8 protein-coding genes are annotated in these 18,862 nt (G+C 69.7%); 6 read left to right on the forward strand and 2 right to left on the reverse strand.

What is annotated here, in order from left to right:
• Positions 1 to 66: 66 nt before the first annotated feature.
• Together E7T09_RS16675 and E7T09_RS16680 are read left to right on the forward strand one after the other, a co-directional pair.
• Entirely contained in the window at positions 67 to 1,566 is a 1,500-nt protein-coding gene (locus E7T09_RS16675) for a sugar ABC transporter ATP-binding protein (RefSeq protein WP_136390319.1), read from the forward strand.
• On the forward strand, positions 1,541 to 2,512 hold the full coding sequence (locus E7T09_RS16680; protein ID WP_136390320.1) for an ABC transporter permease: 972 nt from the start codon (positions 1,541 to 1,543) through the stop codon (positions 2,510 to 2,512). The genes E7T09_RS16675 and E7T09_RS16680 overlap by 26 nt, the downstream gene beginning before the upstream one ends.
• 72 nt (positions 2,513 to 2,584) lie before the next feature.
• On the opposite strand, the gene E7T09_RS16685 is transcribed toward E7T09_RS16680, so the two are convergent.
• Positions 2,585 to 3,334: a DeoR/GlpR family DNA-binding transcription regulator gene (locus E7T09_RS16685; protein ID WP_136390321.1), complete on the reverse strand. Its 750-nt coding sequence runs from the start codon at positions 3,332 to 3,334 to the stop codon at positions 2,585 to 2,587.
• 247 nt (positions 3,335 to 3,581) lie between these two features.
• Between E7T09_RS16685 and E7T09_RS16690 the strand changes: the two genes are divergently transcribed.
• Positions 3,582 to 4,265 (forward strand): 4'-phosphopantetheinyl transferase superfamily protein, encoded by a 684-nt coding sequence (locus E7T09_RS16690; protein WP_168734900.1) that lies wholly within the window; start codon positions 3,582 to 3,584, stop codon positions 4,263 to 4,265.
• Positions 4,266 to 4,319: 54 nt separating this feature from the next.
• Here E7T09_RS16690 and E7T09_RS16695 read toward each other — a convergent pair.
• Positions 4,320 to 5,437, reverse strand: a protein-coding gene (locus E7T09_RS16695; RefSeq protein WP_205747041.1) for an IS630 family transposase whose coding sequence is annotated in 2 segments (ribosomal slippage) — positions 4,320 to 5,020 and positions 5,020 to 5,437 — 1,119 coding nt in all. Because the reading frame shifts where the segments join, the coding sequence is not laid out codon by codon here.
• 307 nt (positions 5,438 to 5,744) lie between these two features.
• Between E7T09_RS16695 and E7T09_RS16700 the strand changes: the two genes are divergently transcribed.
• Genes E7T09_RS16700 through E7T09_RS16710 form a run of 3 tightly spaced genes read left to right on the forward strand, consistent with a single transcriptional unit; the run spans position 5,745 to position 18,840 of the window.
• Complete coding sequence (locus E7T09_RS16700) at positions 5,745 to 13,202, forward strand: type I polyketide synthase (RefSeq protein WP_168734901.1); 7,458 nt, start codon at positions 5,745 to 5,747, stop codon at positions 13,200 to 13,202.
• Complete coding sequence (locus E7T09_RS16705) at positions 13,199 to 17,050, forward strand: amino acid adenylation domain-containing protein (RefSeq protein ID WP_136390324.1); 3,852 nt, start codon at positions 13,199 to 13,201, stop codon at positions 17,048 to 17,050. Before E7T09_RS16700 ends, E7T09_RS16705 begins: the two co-directional genes overlap by 4 nt.
• Positions 17,047 to 18,840 (forward strand): thioester reductase domain-containing protein, encoded by a 1,794-nt coding sequence (locus E7T09_RS16710; protein ID WP_136390325.1) that lies wholly within the window; start codon positions 17,047 to 17,049, stop codon positions 18,838 to 18,840. Before E7T09_RS16705 ends, E7T09_RS16710 begins: the two co-directional genes overlap by 4 nt.
• Positions 18,841 to 18,862 lie beyond the last annotated feature (22 nt).

The raw sequence follows: 18,862 nt of genomic DNA on the forward strand, positions 1-18,862 counted from the left end.
GCGTCGGAGGCCCCGTGCAGCTGTGGCCGGGCCTCCGCTGATCATTCCCCAGCAAAGGAGGGTGTCGTGGCAGAGCTGCTCAACGCCCAGCACATCAACAAGTCGTTCAGTGGCGTCCAGGTGCTGCGCGACGTCGACTTTTCGCTGCAGGAGGGTGAGGTGCACGCCCTGCTCGGTGAGAACGGGGCCGGCAAGAGCACCCTGCTCAAGACCCTCTTCGGAATGCACCAGCCGGACAGCGGCACCCTGACGGTGAGCGGCGAGAGCGTGATCCTGCACAGTCCGCGTGACGCACAGAACCGGGGCATCGCGATGATCCACCAGGAACTCGCGCTGATTCCAGAACTGACGGTCGCGCAGAATGTGCTGCTCGGCAATGAGGGCCGGGAACGCCTGAACTACCCGCAGATGAACGCCCGGGTGCAGCCGTATCTCGACCGGGTGGGCCTGAAGGTCGCGCCGGGCACGCCCGTCAAGCGCCTCACCATTGCCCAGCAGCAGATGGTCGAGATCGCCCGCGCGCTCGCCCGGCAGGCCCGCATCATCATCATGGACGAGCCGACGTCCAGTCTGACCACCCAGGAGATCGAGCAGCTGTACACCGTGGTGCGGGAACTGACGGCCAGCGGCGTGGGCATCATCTACGTCAGCCATCATTTTGACGAGATCGAAGAACTCGCCGACCGCGTGACGGTGCTCCGCGACGGTCAGTATGTGGGCACAGTCGAGCAGCGCAGCGTTACCCGCGAGCAGCTCGTGACCATGATGGTCGGCCGGGAACTCGCGGCGCAGCATGCCCCACCCGAGCGTGCTCCCGGTGCTGTCCGCCTGAAGGTGACCCAGCTGGGCCGTGCGGGCGCCTTCGAGGATGTGTCCTTCAGCGTCCGCTCCGGCGAGGTTGTGACCCTGGCGGGCCTGATCGGCTCCGGGCGAACCGAGGTGCTCCGCGCGGTCTACGGCGCAGACGCGGCGAACGCCGGACAGGTCGAATTCGATGGCGAGCCGGTGGGTCATCCCACGCCGGCCAGCATGATGCGCCGCGGCACCGGCTTCATTCCCGAAGACCGCCGCCAGCAGGGCATCGTGCCCGACGCGAAGGTCAGCGTAAACATGATGCTCACCAGCTGGGCCAAGGGCCGGGTAGGCGTGAAGCAGGGCGAGATGCGCCGCGAGGTCGAGCCACAGATGGCGCAACTCGGCATCCGGCCGAACAACCCGCAGCAGGTGATCCGCCGGCTGTCGGGCGGCAACCAGCAGAAGGTGATCCTGGCCCGCTGGCTCGCGGCCGGCTGCGGCCTGCTGCTGATCGACGAACCGACGCGCGGCATCGACGTGGCCAGCAAGGCCGACATCTACACCCTGATCGACGATCTCGCCGCGCGGGGCGTCGCGATTCTGATGGTCTCCTCGGAACTCCCGGAAGTCCTCCGGCTCAGCGACCGCGTCCTGGTGATGCGGGAGGGCAGGGTCGCTGGTGAACTCTCACGCCAAGACGCCAGCGAGGAGCGCATCCTGGCGCTGGCCACCGGAGCGAATGCGTATGCAGAAAATCCAGTCCACGCCTAACGCCGCCAGCCGCGCGGCGGTCATCGAACGCCTGCGCGAGGCGGGCATCCTGGCGATCCTGCTGCTCGGCGCGGTCGTGTTCAGCCTGACCGTTCCCTCGTTCTTCTCCGTCGACAACGCCATCACGGGGATCGGACTGAGTGCGGCGATCAACACCATCGTCGCCATCGGTCTGACCTACGTGATCATGACCGGTGGGATCGACCTCAGTGTCGGTTCGACCGCCGCGCTGTCCGCCGTGATCGGTGCCGACCTCATGCAGCGTGGGCTGCCGCCCCTGCTGGCGGTGGTGGTCGCTCTGGGCGTGGGTGCCCTGGCTGGCCTCGTGAACGGCCTGCTGATCACGAGGGTGCAACTCGCACCGTTCATCGTCACGCTCGGCACCATGACCTTCTACCGGGGGCTGGCGCTGTCGTACACCAACGGGCAGCCGATCCTGTCGCTGCCCGACGGCTTCAAGAATGCCCTGGGCGGGGACGTGTTCGGCCTCCCGATTCCGCTGATCGCGGCACTGCTGCTGGTCGGCGCGTTCACGCTGATCCTGCGCTACACCAAGACCGGGCAGTACATCCTCGCGATCGGCGGTAACGCGGAGGCCGTGCGCCTCAGCGGCATCAACGTGGGCCGCTTCATCACCCTCACCTACGTCATCTCGGGCGTGCTGGCCGCGTTCGCTGCCCTGGTGCTGATCGCGCAGCTGGGGGCCGCGGAGCCGATCCTCGGCAGTGGCTGGGAACTCAGCGCCATCGCCGCCTCCGTGGTGGGGGGCACAAGCCTGGCCGGCGGCAAGGGGAACGTGGTCGGGGCGCTGCTCGGCGCCCTGCTGCTGAGCATGCTGCAGAACGTCCTGACCCTGCTGGGCGTGCAGGCCTTCTACCAGCTCCTGGCGACTGGACTGATCATCATCGGCGCGATGGTCATCGACCGGTATACCCGCGGGCCGTAATTCGTTCACAAGAACACGGTCGCTGGCAGCAGCGCTGATCCCAGGTGCGCCGTTCTGATCATTGAGCGGCGCTCACACCACGTTCAGCGTGACACCCGCCTCCCGCAACCAGTCATATTTCTTCGTCCGGCGGTCGCTGATCACGCGCCCAATGCGGTCGAGGGCGCAGACCTGCGTCATGGCGCGCCAGCCGAACTTGGTATGATCCGCCAGCAGCATCGTCGCGTGACTGGCCTCGACCGCGAGGCGCTTGACCACCGCCTCCTCGATCACGGCATTCGAGATCCCACGCTCGTCCACGGCGTGCGCGCCCATCAGGAACAGGTCGGCGCGCAGATTGCGCAGATGCTCCTCCGTCCACGGACCGGTGATGCTGAAACTGTTGCTGCGCACCCGGCCCCCCAGCAGCAGCACCTCGGTTTCCCCGATGGCGAGGGCCTGCGCCGCCGGCAGGTCCAGCGTGATCGCGGTGAGGGGGCGGCCCGCCAGCCGGCGCGCCACCTCGAGGATGGTGGTGCCGGCATCGAAGATGACGGTCGCGCCGTCGGGCACCTGTGACGCTGCGTAATCCGCGATGGCCATCTTCTCGGCCGGCATCCGCACGGACTTCGCGGCGAAGGCGGGCTCCCGGGCGATATTCCGCTCCAGACGCATGGCGCCGCCGTGCGTACGGGAGACCAGGCCGCGCTCGGCCAGGCCCTGAAGGTCGCGCCGGATGGTCGCCTCAGAAACACCGACCTTCTCGGCAATCTCCTGCGTGAGCAGAGTCTCGTGCGCGTCCATTAGATCCAGAATGCGCGTTTGTCGCTCAAGTGGAAGCATATGCACAGATCATACGCACATTCGCGCAGCCTGTACCAGCACCATTCCTTGATCGAGGATGGTGGGCGAAGTGTCGGCAGGCAGCTTGCTTAGCTGGCGCCCTGCCCACCGAACAGCAGTTAGCAGCGAACGCCAGTGCCGGATGTCGGAGTGGCCTGGCCCGGCCATGGACGAAGCTGGTGATGCCACCGACAGCGGGAGAGGCGTTTATGGTGCAACGAGAATGTCTACACTCTCCCCAAGCGAGGTGACCGTCTGGTTCTGGCAGATCCCGCCGGGCTGGACGCCACCAGCGGCAGTCACCACGTCCGAGCGGACACGCGCGGCAGCCTTCGCCACGCCCCACCTCCGCCGCTGGTACGAGGCCAGCGTGTGGTTCCGGCGGCACGTTCTGAGTACGGTGCTGGCCGTGGCCCCCGAGGACGTGGCCTTCGAGGTGACGGCCGGAGGAAAACCGTCGGTGACCCGAGCTCAGAACCCTCTGGACTGGCGGTTCAACCTGGCCCATTCGGCAGATGTGCTGGTGCTGGCCATGGTTCAGGGTAGTGAAGTCGGCGTGGACGTCGAGCGCATCAGGCCGGAGGTGGACTGGCGGGGTGTCGCCCAGGTGGCGTTTTCTGAAGCGGAGCGGCAGACCCTGGATGGCCCACTGCGGTTCTACTCGCTCTGGACGGCCAAGGAAGCGTACCTGAAAGCCTGCGGGCAGGGCCTCGCGGTGCCGTTGCTGGATATCACGGTCGAAGTTGCCGGGGAGGAGATCGAAGTCAGGCAATCTCTCGCCGGCGATCGGCGGGAGTGGTGGGGGTGGAGTCTGCGCCCCGCGCCGAAGATCCATGCCGCCGTGGTGGCGGAGCGGAAGGACGACACCTCTAGGCCACTCCTGCGCTGGAGGGCATTGGAGGAGGTCGGAGAAGGCCAGGACGGTACATGACCCAGCCCAAACCGTGCCAATCGCCTGTCGCAGCCACCTAGTCCGCTGTCCAGTTCAGATTGATGGATAGAGACGGGCGAGCTTGACGCGCGCGTCTGGGGTTCGGAACTGCCAGTTCAATGCCTGGGGCTCTTGATTTCTCGCCCGTGTCCACGCGCTCACGACGTCGTGCAGCATAGTCAGGCTCCCGACCCGACAATCCAGGCACTGCCGGGAGAGGGCAGAAAACTCGATCTCGACGGCATTCAGCCACGAGCCATGCTTCGGCGTGAAGTGCAGTTCCAGCTTGCGTGCGATCCGCCGGGCTTCAGCGGGCTCGAACACCGTGTACAGCGGGGCCAACGTATGGCTGGACAGATTGTCCAGCACCACGCGGATTTTTATGGCTTCTGGGTAGAGCTCGTCCACTAAGCGTTTGAGACAGCGGGCGAAGTCAATGGCCGTGCGCCGTTGGGTGACTTCCATCTCCCGCCAACCGCGTAAGGGCTCAAAGTACCCGAACACGTTCCCCATGCCATGCCGCTCGTATTCGTAGTCCACCCGCCTGGCACTGCCAGGCTTGATCGGCAGGGGAGTCCGGACGTCACCCATCAGCTGGCAAGGACGTTCATCGAAGCACACCACCGGATGAAATGGGTCGTAAGGTTGCTCGTAGAGGTCGAGTACATCTTCCATGGCGTACACGAACGCGGCGTTGTGCTTGGGTGGAATGCACCACTGCCGTTTCAGGTGTGGCTTGAGTTCGTTTTTTTTAGCACCTGGCGCACGGTTTCTGGCGAGATGCTGCTCACATGCTCGAGTTGCACCAGCACGTCAGCCAGGACGCGCAAGCTCCAGTGGGCGCGACCGTCCGGCGGATCGCCGGACGCCAGGGCGATGATGTGCGCTTCCAGCCGCCCGTCCACCTTGCGGGGCTTATAGGCGCTCGGCCTGCGGTGGGTCAGCGCTGCCTCCAGCGTTTCGTTTGCGAAACGCTTTCGGACACGCACTACCGTCTGGGTGCTGATCGAGAGCTGCTCGGCAATCTCTTGGTCACTCAGCCCGGCGTCACTCTTGAGCAGCACGTGGGCGTGGGTGATTTCACGGGCGGTGGAGCGTCCAGCACGCGTGATCTTCCTGAGCTGCTGGCGCTGGTCGTCACGCAGGGCGACGGTGTAGCGGGCGCGCGTCATGCGTTATCGTGCGCCTGCTTCGTTCGATACAAAGTGAACTGGACAGCGGACTAGGCCTCCTCGCGTTCACCGCGCCGTAGCCACGATCGATCCCCATTTCCAATCCAGCCACGTCATTCCCGAACCCTGCCGTGCCGACTGCCGTTCTCCGACAGCGGCCGTCTCCTCTCGCGATGACCTGACGTACACTCGGTGCAAAGCTCCAGGAATAACTTCGCTATCCTGCGGATGAAAGTTGCCTTCATGGTTATCGTTCCGCGTACTCATGAAGTTTTCAGGGGAGCGGGGAGCATCTGAGGAGCATTTCGTGACGGACGTTCGAGTGGACGGTCAGGCGCGCGCGAGTTCCCAGCAGCACGAATCTTCCACCACGGCGGCGGAACCCATCGCCATCATCGGCATCGGCTGCCGGTTTCCCGGCGAGGCGAATGGGCCGCAGGCGTACTGGGATTTCCTGAACAGCGGTCAGGACGCCGTGACCGAGGTGCCGGCCGACCGCTGGCGGGTGGAGGCCTACTTCAACCCGGATCACCGCGCCCCCGGACGGACGTATGCCCGCTGGGGCGGTTTCATTCGGGACATCGACCAGTTCGACGCCGCGTACTTCGGCATCTCCCCGCGTGAGGCGGCCCGCATGGATCCGCAGCAGCGCCTGCTGCTCGAGGTCGTGGACGAGGCGTTTCAGGACGCCGCCCTGCCGCCGGATACGCTCGCCGGGTCGAGGACGGGCGTGTTCATGGGCGTGTCCACCTCGGACTACGCCGGGATTCAGACCGCCAGCGCAGCCAGGAACAGCATCGATTCCTTCACGAACCTGGGGGTGGGCGCGTGCATCGCGGCCAACCGGATCTCGTACCACTACGATTTCCACGGGCCGAGCTTCGTGGTGGATACCGCGTGCTCGTCGTCCCTGGTGGCGATCAGCCAGGCGTGCAAGGCCCTCTGGAACGGAGAATGCGGAGTGGCGGTGACGGGCGCGGTGAACCTGATCCTGCGCCCGGAGAACACCATCGGCTTCAGCAAGGCCCAGATGCTCTCCCCGCAGGGCCGCTGCAAGAGCTTCGACGCCGACGCCTCGGGGTACGTGCGCGCCGAGGGGGCCGGGGCGGTCATCCTCAAACCCCTGGGCCGGGCGCAGGCCGACGGCGACCGCATCTACGCCGTGATCCGCGCCGCGGACATCAACCAGGACGGACGCACGGGCGGTATGGCCCTGCCGAACGGCGAGGCGCAGGCTGGTCTGCTGCGCGAGGTGTACACCCGCGCGGGCCTGGATCCACGGCGCGTGCGCTACGTCGAGGCGCACGGCACCGGCACCACGGTAGGCGATCCCATCGAGGTGAATGCCATCGGACAGGTGCTGCGGGCGGCCCACCAGGCCGACGACCCGGAGTGCCTGATCGGCTCGGTGAAGAGCAACCTGGGGCACCTGGAGGCCGCCTCCGGCCTGGCGGGGCTCATCAAGGCGGCCCTCAGCATTTACCATGGCAAACTGCCCGCCAACCTGCACTTCAGCACGCCGAACCCCGCCATTCCGTTCGAGCAGTACGGCCTGAAGGTCGTGGACACCCCCCGGCCCTGGCCCACGGATCCCGACGGCACGCAGTCCTTCCTGACCGGCATCAACTCCTTCGGCTTCGGCGGCACCAACGCGCACACCGTCCTAGACCGCGCCCCGGCCGATCCCGACCGGCCAACCTCCGCGCCGGACGCCGGTGCCAGGGCCGAACTGGTGCCGTTCTCGGCCCGCAGCGCCGACGGACTGCACGCCGTCGCGCGAACCTACCTGGCGGTTCTGGACGGGCAGCCGGAGCTGTCCCTGTCGTCGCTGGCGACCGCGCTGGGCCGCTGGCGGGAACACCATCCGTACCGGCTGAGTGTGGCACCCCGCACCGTCCCGGAGCTGCGTGAACATCTGCAGGCCTATCTGGACGGCGAGACCCGGCCCGGCATGGCACAGGGCCGCATCCTGCCAGAAGGCACGCCCACCGTGCCGAAGGTGTTCGTGTTCTCGGGCATGGGACCGCAGTGGTGGGCGATGGGCCGCGACCTGCTGGGGATGGCTGGCGGGCCCGCCGAGCCGGTGTTCCGCGACACCATCACCGAAATCGACGCACTGTTGGCGGAGCACACCGGCTGGTCGCTGCTGGCTGAACTCCTGAAGACCGAGGACGGGTCGCGCATCAACGAGACCTTCGTGGCACAGCCCGCGATTTTTGCCGTGCAGGTGGGTCTGGCGCGGCTGTGGCAGAGCTGGGGCATCGCGCCCGATCTGGTGATCGGTCACAGCCTGGGCGAGGTCGCGGCCGCGCATGTGGCGGGCATCCTGACGCTGCTAGACGCCGTGCACCTGATCTACCAGCGCAGCCGCCTGCAACACACTACGTCCGGGCAGGGCCGGATGCTGGCGGTCAGCATGCCGCCGGAACGGGCGGCGGCGCTGGTGGATCAGTTCCCGGATCGGGTGTCCATCGCCGCGATCAACAGTCCGACCGACGTGACCCTGGCCGGGGTGACCGCCGACCTGGAGACCATTGCCGCGCGCCTGACCGCCGAGGACACCTTCAACCAGTTCCTGCAGGTGGAGGTGCCCTTCCACAGTCCGGTCATGGAACAGGTGCGCCGCGAATTCTTCGAGGTCATGCAGGGCCTCGTGCCCCGGCCGCCCGTGATTCCCATGGTGTCCACCACCACCGGGCGCTTTGTGGAGGGCGCGGAACTGGACGTGCGGCTGTGGTGGGGCAACCTGCGCCAGTCGGTGCTGTTCCAGCAGGGCATGGAGCAGATCCTCGCGCTGGGGCCGCACGCCTTCATCGAGATCAGCGCCCACCCGGTGCTGGCGACCAGCATGGGCCGCTGCATCGCCGCCAGCCAGCAGGTGCAGACGCGCACGCAGAGCGTGGTGGTACCCTCGCTGCGCCGCCGGGAGCCGGAACGGGTGACACTGCTGGGTTCGGTGGGCCAGCTGTACGCGCTGGGCGTGCCGCTGGACTGGGACAGGCTGCACCAGAACCGCGTCCGCAAGGGCGAGCTGATCCTGCCGCTGTACCCGTGGCAGCACGAGCGGCACTGGAACGAGGCGCCGCGCGCGTGGCGTGAGCGCCTGGGCCTGAAACGCCACCCGCTGCTGGGCGAGCCGCTGGATTCGGCCCAGACTGGCTGGGAGAACGCCCTGGACGCCTACAGCACGCCGGATCTGCGCGACCACGTGGTGCAGGGCCTGACCGTCTTTCCCGGCGCGGGGTACGTCGAGATGATGCTCGCCGCCGCCCGCGAAGTGCAGCCAGAGGCCGTGGACACCGGCGGAATCGTGCTGGAGGACGTGCAGTTCGCCGAGGCACTGCTGCTGCCGCCCGGCGAGGGCCGCGTGGTGCAGACCCTGCTGGATGCCCGGCAGCACGTCCGCATCGTCAGCCGCGCCCCGAACGCCCCCGACCCCACGGACGATGGCCTGGACGAGTGGACGCAGCACGCCCGCGCCACGGTGCGCCCCGCTGCCGGACGCCACATACCGAGACAGCCGCTGGACGAGCTGTGCGTGCGCTGCCCGCGCGAGTATGACACCGCCGCCTTCTATGCCCGGTTTCATGGCCTGGGCCTGCAGTACGGCCCGCATTACCGGGGTCTGAGCGAGGTGCGGCTGGGGCGCGGTGAAGCGCTGGGAACCCTGCGCCCAGTGCTGGCACACGAGGACGGCCTGCTCCCGCCGCAGCTCCTGGACGCCTGCTTCCAGCTGCTGCTGGGAGCGCTGGCCTCGCTCCCCGGCGTCTCCGAGGATCGGCTGTACCTGCCGGTGCAGATCCGCGAACTGGTGTTCATGCCCGGCACCGTGGACTTTCACAGGGTCAAGCTGCACGCGCACGCCACCCTGACGCAGGCAGACAGCCTGCGCGTGTCTGGCGACCTGCGCCTGATGGACGGGGCCGGGAACGTGCTGGTGCAGGTGCACGGCCTGAGCTGCCAGGCGATCGAGGCGGGCAGCGCAGGGCTGGACACCATGCTGTACGCCTACACCTGGGAGCGCCAGCCGCTGGACGCCGGGCACGCGGCCTCGGCCCCGCTTCCCCTGCCGGATCGCGCCCGCCTGAGCGCGGCCCGCGATGACCTGCTGGGCCGCCTTGGCGCTGACCGGGCCGAGTTCGAGGAGCAGAGCGCCCGCCTGGCGGAGCGGTACGCCCACGCCGAGCCGGCGGAGCCGACCGAGGAGCAGTGGCGGGCGATGTGGGCGCGATTCCCCGCGTACGGCGCGGAACTGCAGCTGCTGCACCACGCCGGCACGCGGCAGGAGGGCGAACTGCGCGGTGCGCTGGATCACCTGTACACCGACGCCCCGACCTCCCGCGTGGGGCATACGCTCCTGCATGGTGCCCTGCGGGACGTGCTGCTGGGCGGCGACGGCACCGGGAGCGTCCTGGTGCTGAATGCCGAGCGCTGCCTGGCGGGCGCGCACCTGACAAGCCTGCTGAACCGGCCGGGCCTGACCATCACGCTGGCCGGTGCGGAGGCCGACGCCCTGGAACGCGCCGCCGCGCAGTTCGGCAGTCCGGCGCCCGCCACGCTGCTGCTTAATCCGGGCGTGCCGCTGCCCAACTTGCACTTCGACATCATCGTCGGCCAGGATGCCCTGGAGCCGTCCGCGCTGGCCGGGCTGCTGAACCCCGGCGGCGTGCTGCTGCTGAACCAGCCGGTGCGGCGTCCCGCGTGGCTGGAGCTGGTGCCGGGCGTGATGACCGAGGCGCCGTTCCAGTTGGCCGATCTGCAGGGCCTGGACGAGGTGGGCACCCTGCCGGACTCCCCCACTCCCGAGTCCGCTCTGCGGGTGGTGGTGTGGGGTCGGCGCCGCGTCGACGCCCCGGAGACCGGCACGGCTGGCGTTCAGATCGCCCGCAGGCCCGCTGGAGGCCGCTGGCTGGTCTTTGCCGACGATCCCGATGTTGCCGCTGCCCTGCAGGCGCAGCTGGGCGACGTTCAGGTGATCTGCCCCGAGGGTCAGACCTGGCCCGGCGCGCGGCCGCTCAGGCCCAGCGACCGGACGGCGGCGACCGCGCTGGTGACATCCGCCCTGGCGGGGCCGTCCTGGCAGGGCGTCGTGTTCGCCTGGGGGCTGAATCCGCCCGCCGAACCGTCGCTGACGGACGTGCAGCACGCAGAATCCATCGGCGGTCAGAGCGTGCTGGCCCTGGCACAGGCGCTGTCGGGGCTGACTGACGCGCCGCCGCTGACCGTGGTCACGCGCGGGACGCAGGCGGTGCACGTGAACGAGGCCGTGCAGCCGTTCCAGGCGGCCCTGTGGGGCCTGGCGCGGGTGATCGGCGTGGAATCCCCGCAGTTGAAGCCCAGGGTGATCGACCTCGACGCCCGCGCCACGCCGCAGGACGCCGCCGCGTTGCTGGTTCAGGAACTGGTATCGGGTTCAACCGAGGACGAGGTGGCCTACCGTCACGGCGAACGCTTCGTGCATCGGCTGCGCCGGCCCAGCGTGAACGCGCTGACGGGTTCGGCGGAGTCGGGCGCCACGTCCGCGTACCGGCTGACCGTGCCGCGTCCCGGCGTGCTGGGCAGCGCGGCCTTCGAGCAGCGTCCGCGCGTGGCGCCGCAGCGCGGCGAGGTGGAGGTGCGCATCCAGGCGGCGGCCCTGAACTTCAAGGACGTCATGGTCGCGCTGGGCATGCTGCCCGAGGAGGCGCTGGAGGGCGGCTTCACCGGGCGGGCCTACGGCATGGAGGCAGCAGGCACCGTGGCGCGCGTGGGAGAGGGCGTCACCGACTTCGCCGTGGGTGACCGCGTGGTGCTGTGCGGCGCCGACGCCCTGAGCACCTACCGGACGGTGCCGCTGGGCTTCGTCGTGCGCTGCCCGGAACACCTGAGCGCCGAGGCGGCGGCCACCCTGCCCATCGCCTTCCTGACCGCGTACTACGCGCTGCACACGCTGGGCGGCCTGAACGCGCGCGACCGGGTGCTGATCCACGCCGCAGCCGGGGGCGTGGGGCTGGCGGCCATCGCGCTGTGTCAGCGGGCCGGCGCGACCATCTACGCCACGGCCGGCACGCCCGAGAAACGCGAGCTGCTCCGCGCCCTGGGCGTCCAGCACGTCTTCGACTCCCGCTCGCTGGCGTTTGCCGAGGAGATCCGGGACGTCACCGCGGGCAGGGGCGTCACGCTGGTGCTGAATTCACTGTCCGGCGAGGCGATCGGGCGCAGCCTGGCGACCCTCGCGCCATACGGCAAGTTCATCGAGATCGGCAAGCGCGACATCTACCAGAACAGCCCCCTTGACCTGGCCCCCTTCCGCAACAACCTGTCGTATTTCGCCGTCGACCTCGACCGCATGTGGGTGGATCGACCGGAACTGATGGGCGAGCTGCTGGACACCGTGATGGGCCTCTTCGCCCGCCGGGAACTCGCGCCGCTCACCTACCGCGCCTTCCCGTACCTGGAGGCCGAGAGCGCCCTGCGCTTCATGGCGCAGGCCAAACACACCGGGAAGGTCGTTCTGAGCCTGGACGCCGAGACCGTGCCGCCCCCGGAGCGCGTGCTGCGTGTCCCCGAGGCCCTGCACCTGCACGCAGACGGCGTCTACGTCATCACCGGCGGCCTGGGCGGCTTCGGGCTGGCGCTGGCCGCATGGCTGACCGAGCACGGCGCGCGCCGCCTCGTGCTGGTGGGCCGCAGCGCCGGAACGCCGGCAGCGCAGCAGGCCGTGCAGCACCTCCGGGAGGAGGCCGCGGTGGTGGACGTCGTGCGGGCCGACATCACCCACGCGCCGCAGGTGGCGGACGTGTTGACCCGTGCTCGCGCGATGGGGCCGCTGCGGGGCATCTTCCACGCGGCGATGGTCATCGACGACGCCCTCATGGAGGTGCTGACCCCGGAGCGTTACGCCCGCGTGACCGCGCCGAAGGTGCTGGGCGCGTGGAACCTGCACACGCAGACCCTGGGCGACGACCTGGACGTGTTCCTGAACTTCTCCTCGGTCAGCGCGCAGATCGGCAATCTGGGCCAGGCCAATTACGCCGCCGCGAACGCCGTCCTGGACGCCCTCGCCGACCGCCGCCGGGCGTTGGGCCTGGCCGGGTTCACGGTGAACTGGGGCGCCGTCGCCGACGCGGGCTACCTGACCGGCGCGGCGGCGGTCGCCGACCGCCTGGAGGCCGTAGGCGTGACGCCCGTGCCGGTGCGGCAGCTGCTCGCGGCCCTCGGCCGCCTGTGGCCCGCCGTGACCGCCCGCGACACCACCCCGCCCGTGCTGGGCGTGGCCGCGCTGCACTGGCCGCTCCTGGCGAGGTCGCGCGGAACGGCCCTGCCTCCCCGGCTGGCGCACCTGCAGGGCGCCGACCCCGGCGAGGCGGGCGGCGAGGGAGGGGGCTTCCTGGCCACGCTGCTGGCCCTGGGGGGCGACGAACGGGAACAGCGGCTCAGCAGCCGCGTGGCCGAGCAGCTCGCGCGCATCCTGGGCACCTCGCCGGGGAAACTGGATCACGACCAGGCGATCATGAAGATGGGCGTGGATTCCCTGATGGCCGTGGAACTCGGCAGTCAGATCCAGGCGGAGACGGGCGTGAAGGTCTCGCCGATGAAATTCGTGGGCGGCATCACCCTGCGCGGCCTGACGGCGCTCGTGCTGGATGGCCTGAACGTGCCCGTCGAGGCGCCCGCGCCGGTGAACCTGCCGCCCACGGATGGGGTCGAGGTGGACGCCCTGACGGGCGAGCAGGTGGACGCCCTGCTGGCCGAGCTGCTGGGCAGTGAGGCGGCGGAACCGTGACCACGCCCACCGACACCTCAAAGGCCCGGACCGAGGGGCTCAGTCCCGAGCAGAAACGAGCACTGCTGCGCCAACTCCTGAAGGAACGCGCGGGGCCGTCAGTCTCAGCGCCAGCGCGGGCTGCATCTTCCCTACCTGGCGTCACACCGGATCCGGACGGCGCGCACGCCCCCTTCGCGCTCACGGACGTGCAGCATGCCTACTGGCTGGGCCGCAGCGACGGCCTCGAACTCGGCGGAGTGGGAGCGCACATCTACAGCGAACTCGACCTGCCGCTCCTCGACCACGGGCGCATGCAGCGGGCCTGGCAGGCGGTGATCGACCGTCACCCGATGCTGCGAACCGTGGTGCAGCCGGACGGCCTCCAGCGCGTACTGGACAGCGTGCCGCCCTACGCCATTGCTCACGCCGACCTGAGCGGCCTGGATGAACCCGGTCGGCAGGCGACCCTGCTCGGGATCCGTGAGGCCATGCGGGCGCGGCGCTACGACCCGCAGGTGTGGCCGATGTTCGACCTGCGGACGTTCACGCTCAGCTCCGGTTCCCCGCTGACGCGGGTGTGCCTGAGTTTCGACATGCTGATCCTGGATCTGCGCAGCTTCCAGCTCGTGCTGGAGGAATGGTTCGCGCTGTACCAGGACGAACACGCGGCGCTGCCGGACCTGCCCATCACCTTCCGGGATTACCGCCTGGGTGAGGCGGCGCTGGCCGGAACCCCTCTGGCCGAGGCGTCACGGGCGTACTGGACGGCCCGCATTGCCGACCTGCCACCCGCGCCGGAGTTGCCCCGGCGGCGCGGCCCGGACGTCCCCACCCCGGAGAGCGCCCAGGGCCGCACCTTCACGCGCCGCGCGGCCCGCCTGTCGCCCACCGACTGGCAGGCCCTGAAAAGCGCTGCCAGCGCGCGCGGCCTGACGCCAGCGGCCGTGCTGCTGAGCGCCTTCGGGCAGGTGCTCAGCGCGTGGAGCGGCGAGCGGCGCTTCACGCTGACGTTGACCATCTTCAACCGTCTGCCCCTGCACCCGGCCGTCCCGAGGCTGGTGGGGGATTTCACCGGCATCACCCTGCTGGAATTCGACCTGACGCCCAGCGAGCCCTTCGCGGCCCGCGCCGCCCGCGTGCAGACGCAGTTGTTTGCCGACCTGGAGCACCGCCACTACAGCGGCGTGCAGGTGCTGCGCGACCTCGCACGGGAGCACGGTGCGCACTCGGCACTGCATCCGGTGGTGTTCACCAGCCACCTGGCGGGCGCCGGCCGGGACGGCGACACCTTCACCCCAGCCATGCCGGCCGAGATCGTCTACGGCCTGTCGCAGACGCCCCAGGTGACGCTGGATTACCAGGTGTTTGAACAGGCCGGTGGCCTGAACGTGCAGTGGGACGTCCGCGAAGCCCTGTTCCCGAACGGCGTGCTGGACGGGATGTTCGACGCGAACATGGCCCTGCTGCGCCGCCTGCTCGCCGGAACGCAGCCCTGGACGGCCACCCAGGAGGCGCTCGCCCCGGCGACGCACCTGGCGCGTCGCCGGGCGGTCGAAGCGCCCTGCGGGCATGATCCGCTGACCAGCCCCCTCACCCTGCCCCGCCTGTTCGAGAACCGCGCCCGGACGCACCCCGACTCGCCCGCCCTGCTGATGGCGGGGCAGGAACTGACCTACGGCGACCTGGATCGACACTCGGCCGCCTATGCCGCCCTGCTGCAGCGCGAGGGCGCCGCCCGCGACGGGCGGGGCCGGCCCCGCCCGGTGGCGGTCGTGTGCGAACGCGGATTCGCCGGCGTGGTGGGGGTGCTGGCAGTTCTGCGCGCGGGTGGGGCGTATCTGCCGATCGACCCGGACCTGCCCACCGCGCGCCTCCAGACGCTGCTGCGGGACAGCGGTGCAAACCACGTACTGACCCAGCCGCACCTGGCAGCCACCCTCGCGTGGCCCCCTGGTCTGGTCGTTACCGCCATCGGGGACTCCCTGCCACCGGGAACGCTACAGCCGGTGGAAATCGATCCGGGCGACCTGGCGTACATTATCTACACCTCCGGCTCGACCGGAACGCCCAAGGGCGTGATGGTCGACCACCGTGGCGCGGTGAACACGGTGCTGGACGTGAATGACCGGTTCGGCGTGAACGCCGGCGACCGCGTCCTTGGCCTGTCGGCCCTCACCTTCGACCTGTCGGTCTATGACCTGTTCGGCAGCTTCGCGGCGGGGGCCGCGCTGGTGCTGCCGGATCACGCCGGTCGGCGCGACCCGCAGCACTGGCTCTCGCTGCTGACCACGCTGGGCGTGACCATCTGGAACAGCGTGCCGGCGCTGCTGGAAATGCTGCTGGAGGTCGCCCCGCTGGCCGAGGTGCAGCGCCTGCGCTTGATCCTGCTGAGTGGCGACTGGATTCCCCTGGGCCTGCCACCCAGGGTGCGGTCCGGCCTGCCCAACGCGCGCCTGATCAGCATGGGCGGCGCGACCGAGGCGTCCATCTGGTCCGTGCTGTATGAGGTCACGGCCATCGATCCGCACTGGAACAGCGTTCCGTACGGGCGGGCCATGCGGCACCAGACCATGCAGGTGTTGACCGACGGCCTGAACGCGGCGCCCGATCACGCTCCTGGCGAGATCTTCATCGGCGGGGTGGGCCTCGCCCGGGGCTACTGGCGGGATGCCGAGCGCAGCGCCGAGCGCTTCTTCTGCCACCCCCGCACCGGGGAGCGGCTGTACCGCACGGGCGACCTGGGCCGCACCCTGCCGGACGGCACGATCGAGCTGCTGGGCCGCGTGGACCGGCAGGTGAAGGTACGCGGCCACCGCATCGAACTGGGCGAGATCGAACACGCCATCCGCGGCGTGCCGGGCGTGCGCGACACGCTGGTCACGCTGCGCCGGCGAGCGGCCGGCAAACCCGCCCTGGCCGCCTACCTGATTCCGGATCAGCCCATTCCATCTCCCCCCACGCCTGACGTGACCGCCGAGCACGCGCTGCTGGCCGAACTGGCCGGCGCCGCCGACGCCCTGCGCCCCTACCGCAGCGGGAACGCCGCCCTGGACGATGACGTGGCGCTGCTGACCAGCGTGGAGGCCCGGCAGCACTTCAAACGCGACCGCCCGACGCCCCGGTTCCCGGCCGGCGCGGCCTCGTATGCGCTGCCCACCCCCTCCGGCCCGCACCTTGAGCGCCTGCACCAGCGCCGCAGTTACCGCCGGTTTGCCCTGAGTCCCATCCCGGCGGCCGAGTTCCTGACGTGGCTGGGAATCCTGCTCCCCGATCCGCAGAGCGGACGGTATGCCTACGCCTCGGCGGGCGATCTGTACCCCGTGCGCGCCACCGTGTGGATCCGGCCCGGCCGCGTCCACGACCTTCCCGGCGGCCTGTACGTGCTGGACACACCCGCCCGCCGCCTGAGCGCCCTCCCGGACGCCGCGCCCGTGCCGCGCGAGGCGTACCACGCCCTGATCAACCGCCCGATGTTCGATGAGGCCGCCTTCGCGCTGTACCTGACGGTGGACGTGCGCGACATGGCCCCGGTCTACGGCGACCTGACGCGGCATTTCGCCACCCTGGAGGCGGGCCTCATGACCGGCCTGCTGGAACTGGGCGCCGCGGGCACAGACCTCGGGGTGTGTCAGGTGGGGCAGGTCGACGAGGACGCGGTTCGCCGGGCCCTGGGGCTCGGCCCGGCGCAGCTGCTGCTGCATTCCCTGGTGGGCGGACGGCTGGAGGCGGACCGCACGAACGCCACCGCCAGTGCCGGCATCGCCGACCTGCGCCCGGAACGCCGCGTGGAGCGCCTGCTGGAACGGGTGGCGACCTTGAGCGACGAGGAGGCCACCGCCCTGCGGACGCTCGGGGGGGAAGGATGAGCCGCGACTACGCCAGCCTCACGCCCGCACAGCGGGCCCTGCTGCACGCCCTGCTGCCCGGGCAGCACCTCACCGCGCCCGCCACCTGGGCGGAGGGCGACCTGCGCGCCCAGGTTCAGGCGGCCCTGGAACGGCAGCTGCCGGAGTACATGGTGCCCCGGCAGTACGCCGTACTGAACGCCCTGCCCTACACCCGCAACGGCAAGGTGGATGTCGGGGCGCTGCCCGACCCCACCCAGGGCGTGCAGCGCAGCCCACAACTTCCGCGCAGCGACCTGGAACGCCTCGTTCATACGGCCTTCCGAACCGTGCTGAACCGGCAGGAGATCGGCATCCACGATGATTTCTTCATCCTGGGCGGCGATTCGCTGCTTGCCACAGAACTCGCGGTGGCCCTGGGCAAACGGCTGGAATTCACGCTGCCCATTGCCCTGGCCTTCTCCGCGCCGACCGTGGCGGGTCTGGCCAGCAGCATCCAGGCCCTGCTGCTGGCCCGCCCGTCGCCGGCCGCTCCGACGGAAGACACGGGCCTCGCAGGCGACCCGCTGGATCTGCTCGGCCTGGACGACCCCGAGCTGGAACTGGAGCGGCCCACCCGTGCCCTGCAGCCCGACGTGACCCTGGACGCCGACATCCAGCCCGCGCTCCATGCCCGGGCGACCCCACCACAGCAGTGGCGTGAGGTGCTGCTCACTGGAGCCACCGGGTACTTCGGCGCGCACCTGCTGGCGGAACTCTTGGCCCGCACCGACTGGACAGTGCACCTGCTGGTGCGGGCCGACACTCCCGAGGCCGGCCTGGCCCGCGTCCGGGCCGCCCACGATCAGTTCTGTGCGGGCCGGCCCCAGGTCTGGGACGCCGCCCGGCTGCGCGTCCACACGGGCGACCTCACCGCCGCGCACTTCGGGCTGGACGACCGCACCTACGGGCAGCTGTCGGGCACCCTGGACGCCATTTTCCATGCAGGGGCCAGCGTGAACTTCGCCTACGCCTACGCCACCCTGAAACCCACCAACGTGGACGCCCTCCAGGAACTCTTCCGCCTCGCTGTCCGCGGGAAGCTCAAGGCGGTGCAGTTCGTCAGCAGCATCCACCTCTTCAGCAGTTCACGGCTCCTCGGCCGTCCGGTCCTCCGCGAGCAGGAGGACGTCGCGGCCCTGCCCGGCGTCACGGGCGGCTATGCCCAGAGCCGCTGGGTGGCCGAGGGCATCACCGCGCTGGCCCGCGGTCGCGGCATTCCCGTGACCGTGTACCGGCCCAGCATCATCGGGGGCGATACCCGCAATGGCGTCAGCAACGAGAACGACGCGCTGTGCCGCCTGCTTAAGGGGTGCGTACAGCTCGGGTACGTTCCCAGGATCCGCAGCGCCCTGAATGTCGTGACGGCTGACTATGCCAGCGCCGGACTCGTTCAGCTCGCCCTCCGGCCGCAGGCGGACGGGCGGGTCTACCATCTCGTGAACGCCCGGCCGACGGAGGTGCAGTTCCTGCTGGACGGCCTGCGCCGCTTCGGCTACCGCCTCGAAGAAACCGACTTCGGGGACTGGCAGCAGCGGATCCGGCGTGCTGGATCCGACAACGTCCTGTACACGCTGCTGCCCATCATCGCGCACCTCGGGATCGCCGAGGCCACCGGCCTGCGCCCACCGCACTTCGACGACGCGGGCGCCCGCGACGTGCTCACCCCCCAGGCCCTCGTATGCCCCGATCTGGACGACGACCTGCTGAGGGTCTACCTGACCGGCATGGTGCAGAGCGGGTATCTCCCACAGCCAGGAGCACGCGCATGATTGGCAAAGTGTGCCGGCTCGC

Origin of the sequence: Deinococcus sp. KSM4-11 (assembly GCF_004801415.1) — a bacterium.
Taxonomy (GTDB): Bacteria; Deinococcota; Deinococci; order Deinococcales; family Deinococcaceae; genus Deinococcus.